The 18,536-nt window shown below is 58.3% G+C and carries 13 protein-coding genes and 2 pseudogenes; 5 read left to right on the plus strand and 10 right to left on the minus strand.

Annotated features, from left to right (window positions below; all coding sequences use genetic code 11):
* Positions 1-167 precede the first annotated feature (167 nt).
* Positions 168-1,739: a P-type conjugative transfer protein TrbL gene (trbL, locus tag ACFPN5_RS13090; RefSeq protein WP_379783876.1), complete on the plus strand. Its 1,572-nt coding sequence runs from the start codon at positions 168-170 to the stop codon at positions 1,737-1,739.
* A 294-nt stretch (positions 1,740-2,033) separates the two neighbouring features.
* Here the strand turns inward: trbL and ACFPN5_RS13095 are convergent, their stop codons facing one another.
* Positions 2,034-2,225, minus strand: a complete 192-nt coding sequence (locus ACFPN5_RS13095) for a transposase (protein ID WP_379783878.1) — start codon at positions 2,223-2,225, stop codon at positions 2,034-2,036.
* Between the two features lie 53 nt (positions 2,226-2,278).
* A pseudogene (locus ACFPN5_RS13100) lies at positions 2,279-2,488 on the minus strand (hypothetical protein); the annotation flags it as partial.
* 288 nt (positions 2,489-2,776) lie between these two features.
* Between ACFPN5_RS13100 and ACFPN5_RS13105 the strand changes: the two are divergent.
* The 3 genes and pseudogenes from ACFPN5_RS13105 to ACFPN5_RS13115 all read left to right on the plus strand — a co-directional run bounded on the left by ACFPN5_RS13105 (position 2,777) and on the right by ACFPN5_RS13115 (position 5,512).
* Positions 2,777-4,441, plus strand: a complete 1,665-nt coding sequence (locus tag ACFPN5_RS13105) for a hypothetical protein (protein ID WP_379783880.1) — start codon at positions 2,777-2,779, stop codon at positions 4,439-4,441.
* A 216-nt stretch (positions 4,442-4,657) separates the two neighbouring features.
* Positions 4,658-4,978 (plus strand): annotated as a pseudogene (locus tag ACFPN5_RS13110) (helix-turn-helix domain-containing protein); the annotation flags it as partial.
* Between the two features lie 24 nt (positions 4,979-5,002).
* On the plus strand, positions 5,003-5,512 hold the full coding sequence (locus tag ACFPN5_RS13115) for an IS630 family transposase (RefSeq protein ID WP_379783882.1): 510 nt from the start codon (positions 5,003-5,005) through the stop codon (positions 5,510-5,512).
* 278 nt (positions 5,513-5,790) lie between these two features.
* Here ACFPN5_RS13115 and ACFPN5_RS13120 read toward each other — a convergent pair whose 3' ends face one another.
* The 8 genes from ACFPN5_RS13120 to traJ all read right to left on the minus strand — a co-directional run bounded on the left by ACFPN5_RS13120 (position 5,791) and on the right by traJ (position 17,905).
* Positions 5,791-6,645, minus strand: a complete 855-nt coding sequence (locus ACFPN5_RS13120; RefSeq protein ID WP_379783884.1) for a trypsin-like serine peptidase — start codon at positions 6,643-6,645, stop codon at positions 5,791-5,793.
* A 559-nt stretch (positions 6,646-7,204) separates the two neighbouring features.
* Positions 7,205-8,344: a Fic family protein gene (locus tag ACFPN5_RS13125; protein ID WP_379783886.1), complete on the minus strand. Its 1,140-nt coding sequence runs from the start codon at positions 8,342-8,344 to the stop codon at positions 7,205-7,207.
* Positions 8,345-8,594: 250 nt separating this feature from the next.
* The gene (locus ACFPN5_RS13130; protein WP_379783888.1) at positions 8,595-12,530 is read right to left on the minus strand and encodes a zincin-like metallopeptidase domain-containing protein; all 3,936 of its coding nucleotides are present in this window, start codon (positions 12,528-12,530) and stop codon (positions 8,595-8,597) included.
* Between the two features lie 38 nt (positions 12,531-12,568).
* A complete protein-coding gene (locus ACFPN5_RS13135) occupies positions 12,569-12,850 on the minus strand; it encodes a hypothetical protein (RefSeq protein ID WP_379783890.1) in 282 nt (93 codons plus the stop codon).
* Between the two features lie 152 nt (positions 12,851-13,002).
* The gene (gene traF / locus ACFPN5_RS13140) at positions 13,003-13,539 is read right to left on the minus strand and encodes a conjugative transfer signal peptidase TraF (protein ID WP_379783892.1); all 537 of its coding nucleotides are present in this window, start codon (positions 13,537-13,539) and stop codon (positions 13,003-13,005) included.
* A gap of 23 nt (positions 13,540-13,562) precedes the next feature.
* On the minus strand, positions 13,563-15,548 hold the full coding sequence (locus ACFPN5_RS13145) for a type IV secretory system conjugative DNA transfer family protein (RefSeq protein WP_379783894.1): 1,986 nt from the start codon (positions 15,546-15,548) through the stop codon (positions 13,563-13,565).
* Positions 15,545-17,506, minus strand: coding sequence for a TraI/MobA(P) family conjugative relaxase (gene traI, locus ACFPN5_RS13150; protein WP_379783896.1), 1,962 nt, complete (start codon positions 17,504-17,506; stop codon positions 15,545-15,547). Before traI ends, ACFPN5_RS13145 begins: the two co-directional genes overlap by 4 nt.
* 24 nt (positions 17,507-17,530) lie before the next feature.
* On the minus strand, positions 17,531-17,905 hold the full coding sequence (gene traJ, locus ACFPN5_RS13155) for a conjugal transfer transcriptional regulator TraJ (RefSeq protein ID WP_379783898.1): 375 nt from the start codon (positions 17,903-17,905) through the stop codon (positions 17,531-17,533).
* 324 nt (positions 17,906-18,229) lie between these two features.
* Between traJ and ACFPN5_RS13160 the strand changes: the two genes are divergently transcribed.
* The coding region (locus tag ACFPN5_RS13160) for a TraK family protein (RefSeq protein WP_379783900.1) at positions 18,230-18,536 on the plus strand (307 nt) is incomplete at its 3' end.

Genomic DNA, 18,536 nt, shown 5'->3' on the forward strand with positions numbered 1-18,536 from the left:
GTATTGCCTGTTCTTGCCGGATGCACCAAGTCGAATGCCGACTTGACAGATTGTTCGAAAATTACGGGCGAACAGGAAAAGGCTCAATGTTTGGCTCACCAGGAAGCGGCGAAGGACACGGGTCTAACGAGGGCGCAGCAAAGCCCTCCTAAAAAGTGGTGAGGCTCATGAAGCCGCTTAGTCTGGAGAGCGTCGCTCTGACGCTCTTTTTAGTGTTTTATGGATCAACTGCAGCCGCAGCGGTTGACCCAAATGACGGTGTGCTAGATGTTGTTATTGCAGCTTTTAGTTCTCGAGCATCAGCTTGGCAATCTGTCGTAATGAACGCAGCGTCGTGGCTATTTTGGACGCTGGGCACGGTTAGCTTTGCGTGGACGATGGGGATGCTTGCGTTGCGAAAAGCCGATGTCCAGGAGTTCTTCTCGGAGTTCGTGAAGTTCAGCTTGTTCTTCGGCTTCTTCTATTGGCTGCTTAAAAACGGCCCAGCCTTTGCGGACTCTATCATCAAGTCGTTGCGACAGATTGGTGATGATGCTGCAGGTACGGCAGGATTGTCACCATCTAGCATAGTAGATGTGGGTTTCCGGGTCTGGACGCAAGCTGTAGACAACCTCACCATCTGGGAACCCGTTGATAGTTTTATCGGGATAGTGCTGAGTCTTGGCGTGCTGGTACTACTTGCTCTTACTGCGATCAACATGCTTTTGCTATTAATTTCAGCGTGGATTCTAATGTACGCGGGAATTTTTTTTCTCGGTTTCGGAGGTTCCCGCTGGACTTCGGATCTCGCCGTGAACTACTTCAAAACGGTCTTGGGTGTTGCTATTCAGCTTTTCGGGATGATTTTATTAATCGGGATCGGTATCGACCTGCTGAACAGTTTCTTCGGACAGATGGCTAAGGGAACCCCGAACTTTAAAGAACTCGGTGTAATGCTAACGTTCTGCTTGGCCCTTCTGGTTCTGTCTTCGAAGATTCCGTCGATGCTCGCCGGCGTACTCACCGGGTCTGGTATCGGTGGTGTTGGAACCATGACTGCTGGGGGAGTTGTAGGGGCATCGATGGGGGTTGCTGCCGTAACTGGCGCGGCAGTCGCGACAGCTGGGGCTGCGCTGGCTGCAGGTGCAGCCAATGTAGCAGGGGGCGCGCAGGCGTTAATGGCGGCGATTTCAAATGCTAGAGCATCGGAGGGCGCTGGCGCTAGTTCATTGGGAGCTGCGATTAGTAGACAGCTTGAGGCTCTTAATGCGGGGAGCGGGAGTCCACTCGCCTCAGCGATGGGCGGCGCTGGTCTGGTCGCTTCGTCTGAGATCGGGAGCACACTGTCGAGCACCAGCGCTAAATCAGGTGGTGCGGAGCAAGGTGGTGCTGCAGGAACGGAATTTGACGCCAGGTCCAAGACGCACGCGGAGGCAGTAGACGGAGGCTCACCAGGGGAGGTCGAACGTGGTTCTATGCTGACGGTCGCTGGTGCAGTTGCGGCCAAGGCTAGCCGCGTTGCGGCCGGAACTGTGAGCAATCTAGCACTAGGCTCGCTTGAAGTAGCTAAGTCTAAACTTGGAGATATAAAGGATAGTGCGCTGGAACGGATAGGTGACACAACCGGAGGCAGAATCGCTACGGCGATTGAGTCTCGAAGTTTCCGCATCAAGCCCCCAAGTTTCGACGTCGACAATCTGTCAGCGGAACGAGAGCCTACCGATCGAAAATCCGAGGTGGCCGCATTCCGAGACCGATAGTAGGTGCGGCGTCATGTTCGCTCCTACTAGCGGCGTAAGTTCGGTGACGACTCATGTTGCAAACAATTGTGCGGAACTCAAGCAATCGCCCGAAGTCCTCACTCGTGTATTGCGCCCCGTCAGCTAGCTTCACGTGCTGATCTTGCCTTAACCGGACATCGGCCAGGCGCATCCTACGACAGCGAGAAACGCCGTAGAACCGGCCATCAGGATTGTTGCTGTCGGTGACGCCCACGATTGTAGTCCAATCGCCTTTGGGTTCGTGCTACCTTTTGGAATATTGGAACTAAGTAGTCACCCAAAATTTATCGTGAACCGGCTTACAAAGCCGCTCATCAAGGACTGAACTTCGTCGAGCAGGTCTGCGCCGTTCTTGGCAACGAAGTGGCGCCAGAAATGCTTGGCGTGCTTCCACAGGATCTCGATTCGATTGAGCTCAGGACTATAGGGAGGCAAATAGTACAGAACAATCCATGTTTCGCCCATTGGCGCCGCTTCTTCTCTACCGGCTTACCCTTGTGTATGCCGGCGTTATCGATCAAGACGATTCGCGGAACCTCGTGCGGCTGGGCGGCAACCTGGTCGAAGAACGCGAGGACATCGTCGCGTGTCGCCGGTCGCTGCTGAGTAGTCCAGGTCAACGGACCATCGTGGCGCAGTGCCCCAAGCACATTCACGCGCTGCCGATGTGCGAGCGGCTCAACGGCTCGGGTCTGGCCGATTTCCCCCCACCAATACTGGTAGAACATGTTTATGGCGTAACAGCCACAAAATAAGCCCTCTTCAGTACGACTTTAACGCGGCACGTTGTGTTTTATAAACCCGCGGACTATCTTAAGCGTTACGCTACGAATAGTCAGAGCATTTCTGTTGATAGTTCTATTGGGCACTGATTGTTGCCTAGCTAGATGTAATAGGATGATTCTCGAAAACCAACAATGTGGAATTGTATTAAGTAGTGATTCGCTTGCAGCTTGAGCCAAGATTCGAATGCTTGGATCGAAAGGATTCTGTTGCCTTTATGAAAGGGATGCGATATGGATGAGCCAGACCCGCTGGAACAATTTCAACGCTTTCTTAACAGCGACCGCCTCGCTTCCAGTGTTCGGGAAAGAGCAGAAATAAATGCCAAGTTAGCTTTTATTACCCCTCACGCAGTAACGGAAAAACTTCCCGGCAGTCTTGGACAAGGCACATTCAGTATTGGCTTGCGCCCGGCCAACGATGGGATATCACTAGCGAACACCAGACCCACAATTAAGAGGTCTGATACGCTCGACTTGCTTTACATTGACACGTTCACATCGTTGTATCATGCGATTGGCTTTTCATCCCAGGCCTCGTTCAACGGTTTTGCAGGTAGAGGGGCTGGGAGTTATAGCTGGGCGAGTCAAGTTGACTTCTCGCGGCTTTCTGTCTACATGTTGCTACGTCGACGTATAGAAAATATCAGTGTTCGGGTGGTTACTCCCACGCTGACTTCGAAAGCGAAACAGGAGCTGGACGCTAATCCAGATCAGTTTCTTCGTTTGTATGGTGATATGTTTGTGAATGAAGTTGTGCTTGGCGGTGCAGTTTATGTACTCGTCGAATTTTCAACTCAAAGCTTAGTGGAGTTCCAGGCTGTTAGAATGTCTGCTGGACTGGAAACCGGCCCTGTCAGCGGTTCAGTTGATTTTTTAGAACGCATCGAACGCGTCCGAAAAGGGACTACTTTCTCCCTGAACGCTCATCAAATTGGTGTGACGACCACGCCACCGCAAAGACAGGGGAGCGAAACTATAACAGCTTATGTTACGCGTATGTTTGCCTATATGGAAACTGCTGCCAACCAAATCTACGCCCCTGGTAGTCGGACAGAACTGTCAATTGAACTAATGCCGTACACGTCCGCTCTTGGAAGCACGCCGGATACCCCGACATTGAAGCAACAAGGAGAATACCTTCAGGCGGCGCATGATCTCAAAGTGGAAATAAATCGGCGTATACAGCGGATAAATTTGGCGCTATTGGAACCACAGCTATACCAAAACCCAGACATTACCAGCTGGACTAACAACAGGCAAAGTCTACAAAATCAATTAACCTCGATAGAAAGATATGTAGGTACTCTATTCGCCTCTCCAGAGGCGGTGACACAACCACCTCCCTTTTCAATCGCCGACCTGTTGGCACCCCCTACCCCTATAGACATACCGCCGGTTGATCTGATTATCACGGCACTGGGCATCTTTGGCGGCACCCCTGTACGAGCAGGAAACGGGGAATGGGCTGAGCCTACTGCAGGACCGCCGAATCTCCCCGTAGTTACTGCAACAGGAATCAAAAGGCTCACTGTCGCGTTAAATCCAGGGAGGCAGAATCTTGGCATTCGTGTTCGTACCTGGAGTTACTTCAGCAATGGTTTGGGTGGGCCAGGCCCGAACGACGGAATGCGATATCAAGAAAGCGATGGCACTGAGCTTACCGCCTTCGGAATACTCGGCTTCGGAAGCTTCAATGCTCTTGCCTTCGAGTTAACGGGAACAGACCGAGATAAATATTTGGTTGAATATGGCGTCCAAGTTTACGACAGGTGGATCGACCCTCCTCAGGTTAGAGCTTTATTTGGAAGCAACGGACAAATACTTGGTTCGCCTAACGCCGATACGCTAGGAATTTCCAGCCTGATGCTACGGGTTATTGCGAAGGCTACGATATAACTACGGCACTAAGTAGTCGCCCATTTTTTGCTGTCAAATCCAAATTGGTAATGCAGCAGAGGTTGAGCGATGAAGCACTTAGAGTTGACCGAGGACGCGCAGCGCACGCTGCGTGAGATGGGCGTTTTTCATCCGCATCCGAGGACGAGGATGCGAGTCCAAGGAATTTTGCGCCTGAACCAAGGCTCGACCCTTCAGTAGACTGCTGATGAATTCGGCGTGCATTTGAATAGCGTCGAACAGTGGCGGCAACGTTGGAACAAGCTTGGCCTGGCGGGGTTGTACGAGGGGCGTCATACCGGTCAACCGAAAAAGTGGACAGCCCAGCAGCAGAAGGCTTTCGGTGAGTTGGCAGTTACCGAAGGCGGGACTGTGAGTGCACTGCTGCGCCAGATCGAGCAGAATCAAGACCAGGTGCCGATCAGCGAAAACACGGCCAAGCGGTACCTCAAGGAGATGGATTTCACGTACAAGCGCTATCGGTACAGCTTAAAAAAAAGCGAAATCAAGAGGTGTTCGAGCACGCCAGTAAAGTGATCGCAGCGTTGTCTCGGCTCGACCATGAACAGCAGTGCGAGCTGCTGTATTTTGACGAATCAGGTTTCAGCCCCAATCCCCCCGGTGCAGTACGGTTGGGGAAAAATCGGCCAAACCCGAGCCGTCGCACCGCTCGCGCATCGACAGCGCGTGAACGTGCTCGGGGCCTTGCGCCACGACGGCCAGTTGATCTGGACTAATCAGCAGCGACCGACGACACGTGATGATGTGATCGCGTTCTTCGACCAAATCGCGGCCCAGCCGCACAAAGTTCCACGAATCGTCTTGATCGACAACGCCGGCATACACAAGGGTGACCCAATAAACAAGAAGCGGCGCCAATGGGCGAAACATGGGCTGTATCTGTACTATCTACCGCCCTATAGCCCTGAGCTCAATCGAATCGAGATCCTGTGGAAGCACGCCAAGCATTTCTGGCGCCGCTTCGTTGCCAAGAACGGCGCAGACCTGCTTGACGAGATTCAGTCCTTGATGAGCGACTTCGGAAGCAAGTTCACGATAAATTTTGGGTGACTACTTAGCGCTGATGTCGAGGTGGTGTCCAGAAGTAGGCAATCCATCACGCCTACAATAATTAAAGCCTCCATGTACAGTTCGATCGAAAGTCCAGCGTTGACGCGATATGCAAGTTGCTCTTCCTGATCGCCGTAATTCGCTATCGCTGTCAATAATGGGCGGAAGGATCGAACATATTATGCTGCGGATTGTTCTCATTCGACGAGTCTAGCCTGGCAATAACGTAATGCACCCTCTAATGGTACGGGCTAGACTACAATCTCTAGACGGTCCCCTTACGCGGTGGGAAAGCGGTGCGGATTTGCTGCGATAAAGGCCTTGATAGTCTCTAAAACAGTTCTAGCTTTAAAGACGATACCTAAGTCGATCATCTCCTGCTGCGCCGTTACTTGACGGGTGTGTGTTGGAATCGGAATGGAAATAACTTCGTTTACCGCTGTTCTGAAAAAGACAGCAGCAACCACGCCGATGAACAGCACTCGTGAACCAATACTGGTGTTGCCCCGTTTGTCCGAAAACATTCCCTGATTGACAATGAACACTGGACTGCCGCTCGAACCACCAAAGACTGACGCATCTATAACAAAACGAGGGGTCCCCTCAAAGTCGACTGACAGAGGTGTTGCCGTCGTGCCCCGTCTGGCAACGGGCATCAGATTCCGGCGATCCCACACTCCATTGGGATAACCAATGAATGTAACGCTTTCAATAGCATCAAGTAGCTCTGCTTGGCTATCTTGTACAAGCATTGCGTCTTCAATGTAGCGATAAAATAGATCGATACCGAACATTTCCTTTGCATTTCGCTCTACCGGAACAAACGGCATTATTGCAATATCGACATCTGGCGAAGGATGACCAAACCACGCCGTGTTCCAATCAGTGATCTCACAGCGGAAACCGTTACCCAAATCTGGCTTGTCATCTTTGCGTCGATGAAACGTGATCGCACCACCTCGCATACCTTGGACGACATGTTTGTTCGTTACCACGAAGGCAGCGTGTTGCGTAGTGGAGTAGTGATGCGCGTACAGGAAGCCTGTACCTGATCCTACGTTACCAGCAGCATCAACCGTGTCGATGCGTACCGTTGTAAAGAATAGGTTCTCTGCAATGGACTCAATTTGCACGTTGTCTCGCTTTCATAAAAGGGCCTGTATAGCTCAGTAGCTAGCCAAGCTAAAGTTATTTTCATACTCTGCCGATTATACGGTGAAGCTAGCTGCAATTCGACAATTGCAGTTTTATCTCGACAGCCACTCTTCACCAAATGGCTTTCCCGCACGGCGACGGAGTTCCGATCGAGCGCCGCCCCTGTGGTACCTCCGGTCTCGTGCTAGTGCTCCGATACCTCGCAGTCACCGCGTTGGAGACCGACCGCTGACCAGTCGGAAGCGAGCCTCGATCCTCAGCGATCCATGGCGAACTTGTCATAGAGTTCGAGCGCGCTAAGTTGCGCGGGCAATTGATAACATTATCGGCAGCGTTACCTGTATCCTGTCGTGGCTGCAGATGCGCAAAGCTGAAGGCGCTTCGACTTCCTCTCGACCAGAATGCGCCCGACCGGCGCTGCATGACATTTGCCTCCGGTAACCGCCGCATCAAGGACGCAAGGGCAGACGGCGAGCTGTCCGGATGACCGGCTTACTTCTGCACGTTAACGCGTGGCTCGGCCACCATCCACAGTAGTTACGGACGAGCGTTCGTTCCCAGTTTCACGAGGTCATAACTGGTACTGCGCCCGCCAGATCCGGACCGTTGCAGAATCCCCAGCACCACCAATTCGTTGATGTCCCGTAGCGCCGTATCTGCCGAGCATTTGGTCATCGCCGCCCACTTGCTACTGGTGAGCTTGCCTTCGAATCCATTCAGCAGACGGTTAAGCACCTTCACTTGCCGCTTATTGAACGCCACTCCTGACATGCGCTGCCAGAAACGCGCCTTGTCCAGCACCGCATCAAGGGCGTCATTGGCCAGGCGCACGGCCTCGCTAAGCATCTGCAAAAACCACAGGAGCCACTCCGTCACATCCAGGTCGCCCTTTTGCGTACGCTCCAGAATGTCGTAATAGGCCTTCCGCTCGCGCTGTATCTGCGCTGACAGGCTGTAGAAACGCTGAGGGCTGCCATCAGCACGCGCCAGCAATAGATCGCCGATGGCGCGTGCTATACGCCCGTTGCCATCATCAAACGGGTGCAGGGTAACGAACCACAGATGCCCCAGGCCGGCGCGGATCAATGCGGGCTCTGCCTGGACCGGCGCATTGATCCACTCTAGGAAGCGCGCCATGTCTGTCGACAATCGCTCAGCGGGCGGCGCTTCGTAATGCACGCGTTGGCGGCCAATGGGGCCGGAAACTACCTGCATTGGTCCTTGTGCATGGTCTCGCCACGTACCAATGGTGATCCTACTCAAGCCGGAATAGCCAGTCGGGAGGAGAGCAGCATGCCAGCCAAACAGGCGCGCCTGCGTAAGTGGTAGCGCACTGTTGAGCGTTGCATCGAGCACCATCTCGACCACGCCCTCCACATGCCGGTCTACCGACGCCAGCGATCCAATGTCAACGCCGAGACGACGTGCAATGGATGAGCGCACTGATGCGACGTTCAGATGCTCACCTTCGATTTCGCTGGTCTTGATGACGTCATCAGTCAGCGCGGCAAGACTGGCCTGGTCTCTTAATCCCAAGCCAATATCAGCGAGCCGGCCCAATAGCAGCCCCTGTGCCTGGCTGACTTGCGCCAGGGGCGAAGCGAGCACCGTAAGGTCGTAACGCCAGTCCGGCCAGTCGGGAACCTGCCAGATGTATGTGCAATCTCCGTATTTCATGCGGCGATTGTAGAGCGCAATCGCTGCACGGGCAAGCTAAACGACGCAAGAACTGCGGAGATTAGAATAGCCTTTCTCCGCAGAGACCGGCCACTCCGTTCCATTCGAGACGCTATGGAGTAGAAGTGGACATCGAATCTCTGCGGCTTCTGGCGATCTCTGCCAAGCGCCGGAAGACGGCGGTCCATTCCAATCGGACCAGACTCTTCTGGAAGTCCCCACCGCCAGCACCGACGGCGGGACCGATACATCAAGCGGTCGTAACTGCCTTGCGCCGGCGTTTCGGCTGTTGCTCCTGCGATGCCTCCTGAACCAGCGTTTGTTCCTGCGGCTGCGTGACTTCCTGCGGTACGTCCTTCGCATAGCCGGTGGCCGCGCTAAGGACCGCGGGTCGAACCTGGCGGTCGATGCCGTCATGCCCTAGCGCGCTACGCCTTGCGAGATCGTTGAAGTCGGTGAACTGCTTCATGCGATCGAGCGCGGCCAGCTGTTCCTCGCTCAGTGCAGCACCAGTTCGCTGGTGATTACGAAACAGCTCGGGCGTGACCGCATCGAGCCCGGCGGGGTAGGCGTTCTCGCCAGGTGCGAAGATCGGCAGCAACGCTACGCCACCGACCAGCCTTGCGGCTTCCTCGCCCTTGGTACGGCCCACATTCACTCCATGGGCCAACTCCAGATGGCGGTCATCGTCACAGGCAACGACGATGGGCTTGTCAGGGTATTTTCGGTGCAGCGCCTGCGCAACTGGCGCGAGATTGCCGGAGTCGAACGCCGATACGGTTGCGTGTCCCAGCGTCTGGCATAGTGTAGCGGCAGTGGCGTAGCCCTCAGCGATCACAATCACCGGCGCCTTCGCAAGGTCGTCCAACCCTTGGCCAACGATGTGGAAGCAGCCTTCCTTCCTGCTGTCCTTGGCGAAGCGCTTGCTACCGTCCTCGCGGACGTATTGCATCGTCCATTGCTTGCCGTTCGCGTCGATCGCCGGCAAATAGGTCTTTTTTCCGTCCTTGTCGGTGAACGTACCCGGCTGCGGTTCGAGCCCCTTCGCCATCATGTACGGCGTCGGATGGACGGTCGGCACTAGCTTGGCCATCTGTGTCGCCACCCGTTGTGCCGCCTGCTCCTGGCGCCGCGTCAGTTCCGCTTCGCGCTGCTGCAGCTTCGCAGCCGCCTCGGCTGCCAGCCGCGCTTTATCTTCCTCGTTGAGCACGTAGCCCTTTGCCTTCCAGTTCTCTTCGTGCCCGGTCTTGTTGTTCTTGGCATAACCGGCCGGATGCCCGTCCAGGTGCCCCACATAGAATCCGGACCCGGCATTCGCGCTGTATTTTTCACCCTCGACACTGATCCGGTGCGACTTGCCATCCATGATCGGATGCTCACCGCTGAGTACACAACCGAGCGACTTCAGGAAGTCGGAAAACTCCTCGCGTGGGGTCATCGCAGGATCCTGTTGCGCCGCCAGCTTTTCCGGACGCCACTTCGCCAGCGCACCTACGTCTCCCTGAGGTCCGGCGTACCACGACCCGGCTGCCTTGTCCCACAGCGCGCCGGCGGCCCGCGCTTCGACCCGTTCACTGTACGGCACGGCCAGGTAGACACGACCGTCTTCCGTTTTCGTGGCTGTGGCAGGCCGCAACGCGTCCTTGCCATCGACCACCGCACCAGGCTCCAGCCACTTTGCGAACGGTGCCGGGTCCACACCGAAAGGTACGTACCACGACTGCTGCTGCCTGTCCCATTTGGCGCCTAGGGCTTTGGCTTCGTTCTTCTCCTTGAACGGCACCGCGATCAGCGTCGGCGTTGCGTGTGCCGTGTTCTGTCCTGCCGCCTGTTGATCTTGGCTGCGTTCCGCCTGCTCGATACGCCGCTGCAGGTCGGTGTCGTGGATGGTCATGTTGGTTTCGGCACTTTTGCGGATTTCCTTCGCCGCCAGTATGTCTTCGTCCGAGCTGTGAGGGTCGCGGCGCACCTGCATTTCATGAATACGCGCAAACTTGGCTGCCTTCTCATACGGATTGAGCGTTGAATGCGCATCGATCCGCGCCAGGCGAGCCGCCAGTCCTTCGGCTTCCTGTTCGGTAGGGCAATTCGCAAGCCACCGATAGCTTCCATCGCCGCACCCGGCATATACTCCCCAGGCTTCGGCTGCGCGCCCGCAGGCTCCTGCCGAAACGACTGTCGGCCGGCCATTGACAAGCTCCGTAACGGTTGCCTCGACACGTACTGCGCCGGTCCAGCCTCCCGGCAGAGTGAATCCGAGCGCTGCTTCGGCCTCGCGGTCGAAGGCGGTCACCTCCGGGGCACTTCCGCGCCCGAAGGCCTGTCTGGTCACCAGCGTCAGTCGGGCTGCCGACACCTGCGCGTCCAGCCGGCGCACGGCCACCGCCCGATTCGCATCGCTGATTTTCTGATGCAGTGTCTCGACGTCTTGAGGAAGCTGGTGCCGGTCCCAGAACGTGTTAGTCGCGTCCATTGGCTCCATCGCGGCCAGCGTCTGCTGGACCCGGTTCAGCTGCCCGAGCGTTGCCTTGTCGAGCGCGCGTTCCAGCGTTCCTTGCACAAGGTGGCTCAGCGCCCATGATTCCGTGCGGTGCTGGCGTTCCGCACCGTAACTGCCCACTGAATCTCTCGCCGCGCCTCGATCAGTCAGTACGCTGTTTTCCTCTACCTCGCCAAAACCACGCATCGAGAAACCGGCTTCTTGCGTATCCTGCTCGGAACGCACATCCAGATCCTTGCCTTCCATTTTCGTCTCCTGAGTAGTGATGCCGAGCAGCCGTTGCGCCTCACCTGTGAAAGCCTGTGCAACGCGGGCACGGTTGATATGTGCGACGTCTTCGCCGGCTCGTCCGGGTTCGAGGCCGAACAGGAATGACAGACGGTCCTCGGCTATCTCGCGGAATTTAGATGGGATGCTTCCTGTGACGCTGCCGACCGTGGTCAGGCCGTGCTCGCGCATGGTCGCTTCCAGACTCTCGGCTTGAAGGCCTCGGGCATTGCCGGTGGAAATTCCGGACTCGTCCAGAAACTGGCGGATGTCCACGGCCAGAGCCTGCATACGCGCTGCTTCGGCCTGGGCATCGGTATAGGTGCCTGCTGCCAGCGCGCTGAACGAGCGTTCGCCGCCATCGTTACCGATGTACCAGAACGCGCCCTGGTTGTTGACGACGCCCAGCCAGTCGCCAGGTACCGCCGCGCCTGAATACCAGTTGCGAAGGCTCCCGTCGTTATCGACGAACGCCTCGGGATGCGCGGCTTCCCCGGACAGCGACACCTTTTCGGGAAACAGTTCCTGCACCTGCTGTTGTTCAAGCCCGAGCACGTACTCGCACATCTTCTCGGCATCGGCAGCGGCGCGGAAAATTTCCAGCGGGTCGTCCCGCAGCGCCTTGATCCAGCTGCCGACATAGGCCGCATGGCGCATCGGATCGTGGCCGATCCCGATCTCGTTCCCGAGGATCATGCTGGAGATCTCCGCACGCAGTTCTTCACGCGCGTAAGCTTCGCTGCCAAACGGATGCGCAAGGTCCCGGTCGAGCCGCTTGCCATGACCGGTCCAGTGCGCCAGTTCGTGCAATGAAACCGCATAGTAGGCGGCGGAGTCCGGAAACTGGCTCCTGTCCGGCAAGTGGATGGTGTCGGTTCGCGGGCGGTAATAGGCTGCGTCCCTTTCACCGTGCCGGATCGCCGCACCAGACGCCTGCAGGATCCGCTCGGCCCGCTCCACAGGATCCCAGGCGTGCTCCTTCCGCACTGCGAGCGGAGGCAGGCCGTCGACCTGCTCGGCGTTGAATACGGTCGCAAGAAACACCCGCGGCCGCTCGAGCTTGACCGTCTGCGTGACCGGTTTGCCCCGCCCGTCCAGCACCGGCTTGCCGTCGACCACCAAAGGCCGTTCCTCCGTAAATTTCCAGTACTGAATCGTGGTTCCTTTCTCGCCGCCGCGCACCTGGGCATCCATGCCTTGCGCCTGCCGGTAGGTCAGCCAACGCGGATCGCTGCGTCCCTCGCTCATCAGCTGTAACGCATTGATTCCCCGATAGCGTTTGCCGCTGACAGGGTTCATCGGCAGGTCAGCGCCGGGCTCCCACGGTTTCTGCCAGGGTGCCGTACCTTGCTCCAGCTGCCCGATCAGCTTCTCTGCAACGGTCACGTGGAAAGGCTTTTTTTGTTCGCTCGTATCCATGTCTGTTCGCTCCTCATGTGTCAGTGCGTTCAGCGGGCTTACGCTTTTGGCGACAGGACGGCTGCCAGGAACCCGCGCCAGGCCGGCCCATCCTCGCGCGCATCCGCCTCACCCAGCGCATCCTCAACAAAGGCTCCAGCGGCTTCCGCCTCCTGGGGACTGAACTCAGGCTCGAAACCATCTAGCTGTGCGTCGCGCAGCTTTGCCGCCGCAAGCTTGGAACCGTCCGGCTCGTGGTCATGCAACAGTCCTGCGTCCTTACTGCTGTTGCTGCTGGCCTCGGCGGCGGCAATCATGGCTTTAATCCTTGGGTCAATCATGGTGATGCTCCTCAGGGTCGTGAAATTGAAAGCGTTGGGCAGCACCCGGCCATCGCCAGGCTTTGCGAGCCTGGCGATGTCATGCAAAAAAGGGAGCGCTGCAGCTAGGTGGAAAGCTCAGGTGTGGAGATGTAGAGGTTTGATGGTTCCTCCTACCATGTGAGGACCGGCACGATGACGGTCTTGATCTGCGCGCGGTTGACCGGGCCGAAGTAGCGGCCGTCGAAGGAGGAGCTGCTGACGTCGGACATCAGCAATACCTGGGAAGCGTCGAGCACATAGCGGTCGGACTGAAATCGCGGCATCGGGCGACCCGCCAGGTCGACTGGCAAAGGGCTGCTATGCCGCAGTAGCTTGCCATTCACGCGCACCCCGTCGCCGCTAATTGCCACGCTATCGCCACCGGCAGCGAGGACGCGTTTCATCAGGTAGCCGTAGTGGCCAGGACAGAAGCCCGCAGACAGATAACCGCGCCGGCGTGCTTCTTCCATCATGCCGATCGAAGGAGGGCAGAGCAGCACATACGCTCCTTTTTGCACCGGCCGATCGCTGGTCCAGTACACGCCCAGCGCAATACTTTTACTCACGTTGACGCGGGCGCCTGCCAGGCCAAGCACCCCGATAACGCCCACCAATGAGGCGCTGGCGGCCAGCGTGCGCACCAGGTAACGGCTTGCGATCTGGCGCATGGTTTGTTGTCCCGATCCAATGCTCATAGCGAAATCCACGGAGCGTCGGAGGCGCCTGCCGCAGGCCGCAGCTGGTCGCTGCACGCCGGCTCCGGAATCGCGGCACGGGCGCTGAAAATCTCGTCCTGGAAGAACAGCGGCTGCCTGCCATAAATGGCGGGGAAACCGCTGACCGATATGATCATGTCACCCGCCTCCACGATCAGGTCGCCTTCCTTCCTGGGCCCGGGCATGCGCAGGCATTCGTCCGGCGTCAGCAGGGGCCGCTGCGTCTCCTGGTAGGTGCGTGATACCTGGCCGAGCAGTGCACTGGTGCGCCGGCCGCTGGTCGTGATCTGCTCCTTGACGACGGTGGTGATGCCGGTTAGCTTCGACAGATGCTCCGCCGTTTCCAGCCGGTTCGGAGGATAGGCGTTCTGGACGTGGCAGTTGGAGGTAATGGTCTCGTCCGGACCGTATCCGGTGTCGCGGCTTCGAAGCTGCGTCAGGTCCTGGCAGATGAGATAGAACTTGATCCCGTAGGTGGCGACGAATGCGAGCGATTCCTGCAGGATTTCGAGTTTGCCGAGACTGGGGAACTCATCGATCATGCCCAGCAGCCGGTGCTTGTACTTGCGTTTCGCGCGTACACGGGCGTGCACCGCCCGGGACAATCCGATCCTGATCAACGCACGGCGCCAGGGCGGAACGTCCACCACGGAGCGCTCGTACTCCATCTTGTTGGCGAGGAGCCTTACGACCAGGTTCAGCACAATCCGCACCAGGGGACGCAAGCGTGTCTTGTCATCCGGCTGGGTCACGATGTACAGGCTGACCGGACTGTCGTGGTTGGTCAGGTCTTTGGCAATCGAGAACGTCGACCGGCTGGTGTTACGCGCGATGACCGGATCACGCCATAGGGAGAGATAGGATTTCGCGGTCGACAGGACCGAACCTGCCTCCTCCTCGGGGCGGTCCATCATGTCGCGCGCAGCAGCGTCCACCACGGGATGCGCCTTTCCGTCGACGTGCTGGTAGGTCGCCATCTCCATCCACAGCTCCGCCACACTGCGGTCTGGATCGGCCAGCAGGAAGTCCACATGGGCCAGGTTGGCCGGTGTACCCTCGCTCCTGTTCTTGTACAGCGCATGCAGAATCACCCCGACCAGCAGGGCCTGGCTGGTCTTCTGCCAATGGGTTTCCAGACCTCGCCCGTCGGGATCGACAATCAGCGTGGCAAGGTTCTGGACATCGCCGACCTCGTACGCAGTCCCGAACCGGATTTCTTCCATCGGATTGATATGGACATCGCAGTCGGGATTGGCCGGCTCGAAGCGCAGCACCTTGTTTTTCGCATGCGCTTGGCGCCATCCCGCTGTCATGGCCCACAACTCGCCTTTCAGGTCGGTGATGACGGCGCTGTCGGGCCAGGACAGTAGGGTCGGCACCACCAGCCCCACGCCCTTGCCCGAGCGGGTGGGCGCGCAGGTCAGCACATGTTCGGGTCCGTCATGTCGCAAGTAATGCAGCTTGCCCCTGGCGTCCTGCCACGCCCCGACATAAACGCCCTGGCCGACAGCAGGCCGGCGGCCGCGGAGACGCGCATGCCACGTGGGCGGCAGTGGCAGCAAGCCGGCTTCTTGGATATCCTTCCTCTCTGCCCAGCGCGCCGAACCATGCAGGAAGTCGTTCGGCCTTGCCGTATTCGCCGCGACCATCTTGCAGACGAGTACGCCAATCAGCCCGACACTCGCAACCGCAACGCCAAGCCCACCCGCGCGTAGAAAAGCGTCAGGATAGTAAGGGTACCATTTGAGCGCCCACCCCATGATTGCCCACGGCGCGTAGAGATCGTGGCCAAGCTGGGCGCCGAGCACTGCCTGATAGCGCATGTCGCTGGCAAAGAGCTGGGTCGCCGCCTGCAGGCCGCCAACCAGGGACAGCACGGCCAGGGCGGGGAGAAGCTTGCCGCCGCGCGATTTGCGCTCGCGCACCTGTGGGCCGACTGCGTTGTTGAACCCGGCTTTCATCTGCTGCGTCCTTTCGCCTTGATAGCACCCCGGGCGTTCACCTCCACCCTTGTACCCAGCGGCACGCGCTTCAATCGCTGCGCCGCCGCGTCGTCGACTTCCAGAACCATTACCAGTTCGCCTCGTCTGAGCAGTGCCAGCGCCTGGTCGTCCACCTGGCGGATGCCAGCGTATGAAGCGGTGCCGGCGTCGAAATGAGTATATCGAGCGTGCTTCGGTATATCGAAGCCATTGACTCTTTTTTGTTCTCGCTCAGCGACGTACTTGCCGCTCGCACTTTCAGTTCCGTCTCCGCGTCCACTCGTATCGTTTCCGCGCAGACTCTGGTCAGGGGCCGAGGATCGCTCCTGCATGGGCTGATCTTCGCGAGCACGCCCTTGGCCCGCACGTGCGCCACCGAGATTTGACCCCGCAGCGAGTGCATGGACCAGTTGCAAGCGACGCTGCTCCAGTGCTGGGTCGACGAAGGTGATGCGCAGCCTCGAGGCGACCGCCGCCTTGAGAATCTGCTTCTTGAAAGCGTCGGAGCCGTTGACGGCGATGCGCTCGCCATAGCGCTCGACAGCCATTTGCAATGCGGTCAGAATCGCAGCCTGGTCGGCACCAAGCGACACATTGAGCCGGTTACCGTCGTCCCGGATGGCGCCGCCGCCAGCGTGATAAATGATCGTCCCCTTGCGGGTGACGCTATCGCAACCACTCGGCCGAACAGAGGGTGAGACCTTGGCGTTCCCGGCGACCGCATCACCCGTCAGGCCACTTTCCGTTTTCCGGCCGCGCAGTGCCGCCAGCGCCTCGATGTCACCTTTCGCCGCCTCGTGGCGCAGCCAATCCGCCCACTGATAGCGCGGGTGCTGCTGATCAATCGCCTGACGCTCGCGCCGGCACGTGGCATTAATCGCCGCGATTTCTTCGCTACTTGCGCGGGCGAGGGCGCTGTACATCAGCTTCTTCGCTGCCCTTGGCATCGAGGCCAGCTTGAGGGCAGCCCGTTTGAGCGATACCGAGCGCTTAACCGCGTCGATACGGCGTTCCTTGCGTGCGCGTGCACATTCCCACTCGCGCGCTCGGCTGTCCGCCGTTGCAGCTTGCGCCTCCCGATAGCGCGCATACAGTTCGGTAGTGTCCACGCGCGATGCGAGCGGGGTCTTCTGGTATCGCCGCGCCGGCTTCGCATTTTCCTGCTGCCCGGGCGCCCCCTTAAAGGGCCCCAGACGCTGCTCCAGCCCGGGCTTGGAAAACTCGCGCCCCACAGAACTCGCCTTGACTGTCGTTCCGTCGGCTGTGGTGATCGCCAGGCCGTTTCCGACTGGGTGCAGGCGCAGCCCGTTCTCAAACAGCAGGGCGTGCATCTCGTCCCACGATTGCACGCTCCGCATCCGATCCGCGCACGCGCGTTTGACCCAGCCAAGCAGGCTTTCGATACCCGTATGGTGCTCCATGTCCGCAGCACGGTTTTCCGATGCAGTTTTGCCTGGCGTGTGATTGTCGATCTGCAGGCCGTACTCGACCTCGAGCGTGTCGCACAGCCTTGCCAGGATCCGATAGGCCTGGAACGGCTCGTGGATCGTGTAGCGCGTGGGATGGATTTTATTAATGGCGAGGTGCAGGTGCAGGTTGTCGGTGTCGTCGTGTACGACGCTGATCCGCTGATGTCCGATAAACCCAAGCCCGTCGCACAGGCGGTCTTCGATCGCCGACAGGGTGGCCAGGTCAGGATGCTCCCCAGCGCGGAAGCTGATGATCAGGTGATAGGTCTTGTCGGCTGTGGACCTGGTGTTCATCGCCTGAGTGTTGAGGATCTCCAGTGCAGCGACGTCGGCCGAATCGTTCATGCAGTTGGTGATCCGAACCGCGCCGGTCCGCACCGCCTTGCCCTGCGAATCTGTCAGGTAGCGTACCAGTCTGGAGAAGCTGCTTTTGGTCGCAGCATTCATCGCGATGTGCTTGGCGATCATGACTTAGCGCCTCCACTTTAGCCGCTAAAATCGGTCGCGGTCGGCGCGCGACATAAGCACCTCGCGGACCACAGCCAGCACTTCAGTCTGCGTCGCTTCGATCTTCGCCAGCAGGGCGCGGATCGTCGAGACACCGAACGCAGCGGTTCGTTCGTCGTTGGTCAGCCAAAGCTTCTGCAGTCCGCCGAGTCGTCCCAAGTCGGCATTAACACGGAGAAGCTCTTCGATAAGCCGGCCATCCGTCATGCTCCTCACCTGGTAGCCAAGGCAGACGTTCAGCATGTAGGTGGACAAGGACTTTCGGGCAGCGCGTGCGTCCGCCTGCAGCTGCGCGCGCTCATGCGGCAGACAGTACACCTTGACCGGCGGCGTGCCCTTGCGTGTGCACTTTTCATTCATTGTCCACCTCCGAATTTGCCGGCGGCAGCCGGCTGGCCTCGCAGAGCAGGATTCTCGTTGAGCACGAAGTGCGAACAAGGGGAGTGAAGGGGGAACACACGCTACGCGGGTGGGCCTACTTCACCTATCCTGCCCGACTCTGCGAGTCGATTACGCCAAGGCAGGATACCTATCGGACTTTCGGTCAAACCTCGACTGGATCAATAAGACACACCGTTTATATCGAAACCATACGCGGCTCTCCTATACTGGTTTCAGGCCGGCGGACAGGCGGCGCGACCATGATCAGTGACGAGAACCAGGACGTCGAGACGGACCAGCGCGATGGACAAGTCCTATACCAAGCAACTGACCGAATGGGTCGCGCAAACGCGCCATTCAGCCAGACGCGACAGAAATCGCGTCGCGTTCATGGCCGTCAAAAACGACGTGAGGGAAGCGCTGGGGGAGGGCTGGCCGGTGAAGACGATCTGGGCGCACATGGTCGAGCAAAAGCGTATCGAGTGTGGTTACGACACGTTTCTGGCCTACGTGAAGCGCCATATGAAAGCAACTACTGAAGCTCCCGGACCGAGCAGGTCAAGCCAGCCTCCCGGCCGTTCGCTGGCCACAGAAGCCGGGCGATCGGGCC

Origin of the sequence: Massilia niabensis, from assembly GCF_042655085.1 — a bacterium.
Lineage (GTDB): Bacteria > Pseudomonadota > Gammaproteobacteria > Burkholderiales > Burkholderiaceae_D > Telluria > Telluria niabensis.

Coding starts and splice junctions, on each gene's coding strand:
- trbL (WP_379783876.1), top strand. CDS start 168: ATGAAGCCGCTTAGTCTGGAGAGCGTCGCTCTGACGCTCTTTTTAGTG.
- ACFPN5_RS13095 (WP_379783878.1), bottom strand. CDS start 2,225: ATGGGCGAAACATGGATTGTTCTGTACTATTTGCCTCCCTATAGTCCT.
- ACFPN5_RS13105 (WP_379783880.1), top strand. CDS start 2,777: ATGGATGAGCCAGACCCGCTGGAACAATTTCAACGCTTTCTTAACAGC.
- ACFPN5_RS13115 (WP_379783882.1), top strand. CDS start 5,003: ATGAACAGCAGTGCGAGCTGCTGTATTTTGACGAATCAGGTTTCAGCC.
- ACFPN5_RS13125 (WP_379783886.1), bottom strand. CDS start 8,344: ATGAAATACGGAGATTGCACATACATCTGGCAGGTTCCCGACTGGCCG.
- ACFPN5_RS13130 (WP_379783888.1), bottom strand. CDS start 12,530: ATGGATACGAGCGAACAAAAAAAGCCTTTCCACGTGACCGTTGCAGAG.
- ACFPN5_RS13135 (WP_379783890.1), bottom strand. CDS start 12,850: ATGATTGACCCAAGGATTAAAGCCATGATTGCCGCCGCCGAGGCCAGC.
- traF (WP_379783892.1), bottom strand. CDS start 13,539: ATGCGCCAGATCGCAAGCCGTTACCTGGTGCGCACGCTGGCCGCCAGC.
- ACFPN5_RS13145 (WP_379783894.1), bottom strand. CDS start 15,548: ATGAAAGCCGGGTTCAACAACGCAGTCGGCCCACAGGTGCGCGAGCGC.
- traI (WP_379783896.1), bottom strand. CDS start 17,506: ATGATCGCCAAGCACATCGCGATGAATGCTGCGACCAAAAGCAGCTTC.
- traJ (WP_379783898.1), bottom strand. CDS start 17,905: ATGAATGAAAAGTGCACACGCAAGGGCACGCCGCCGGTCAAGGTGTAC.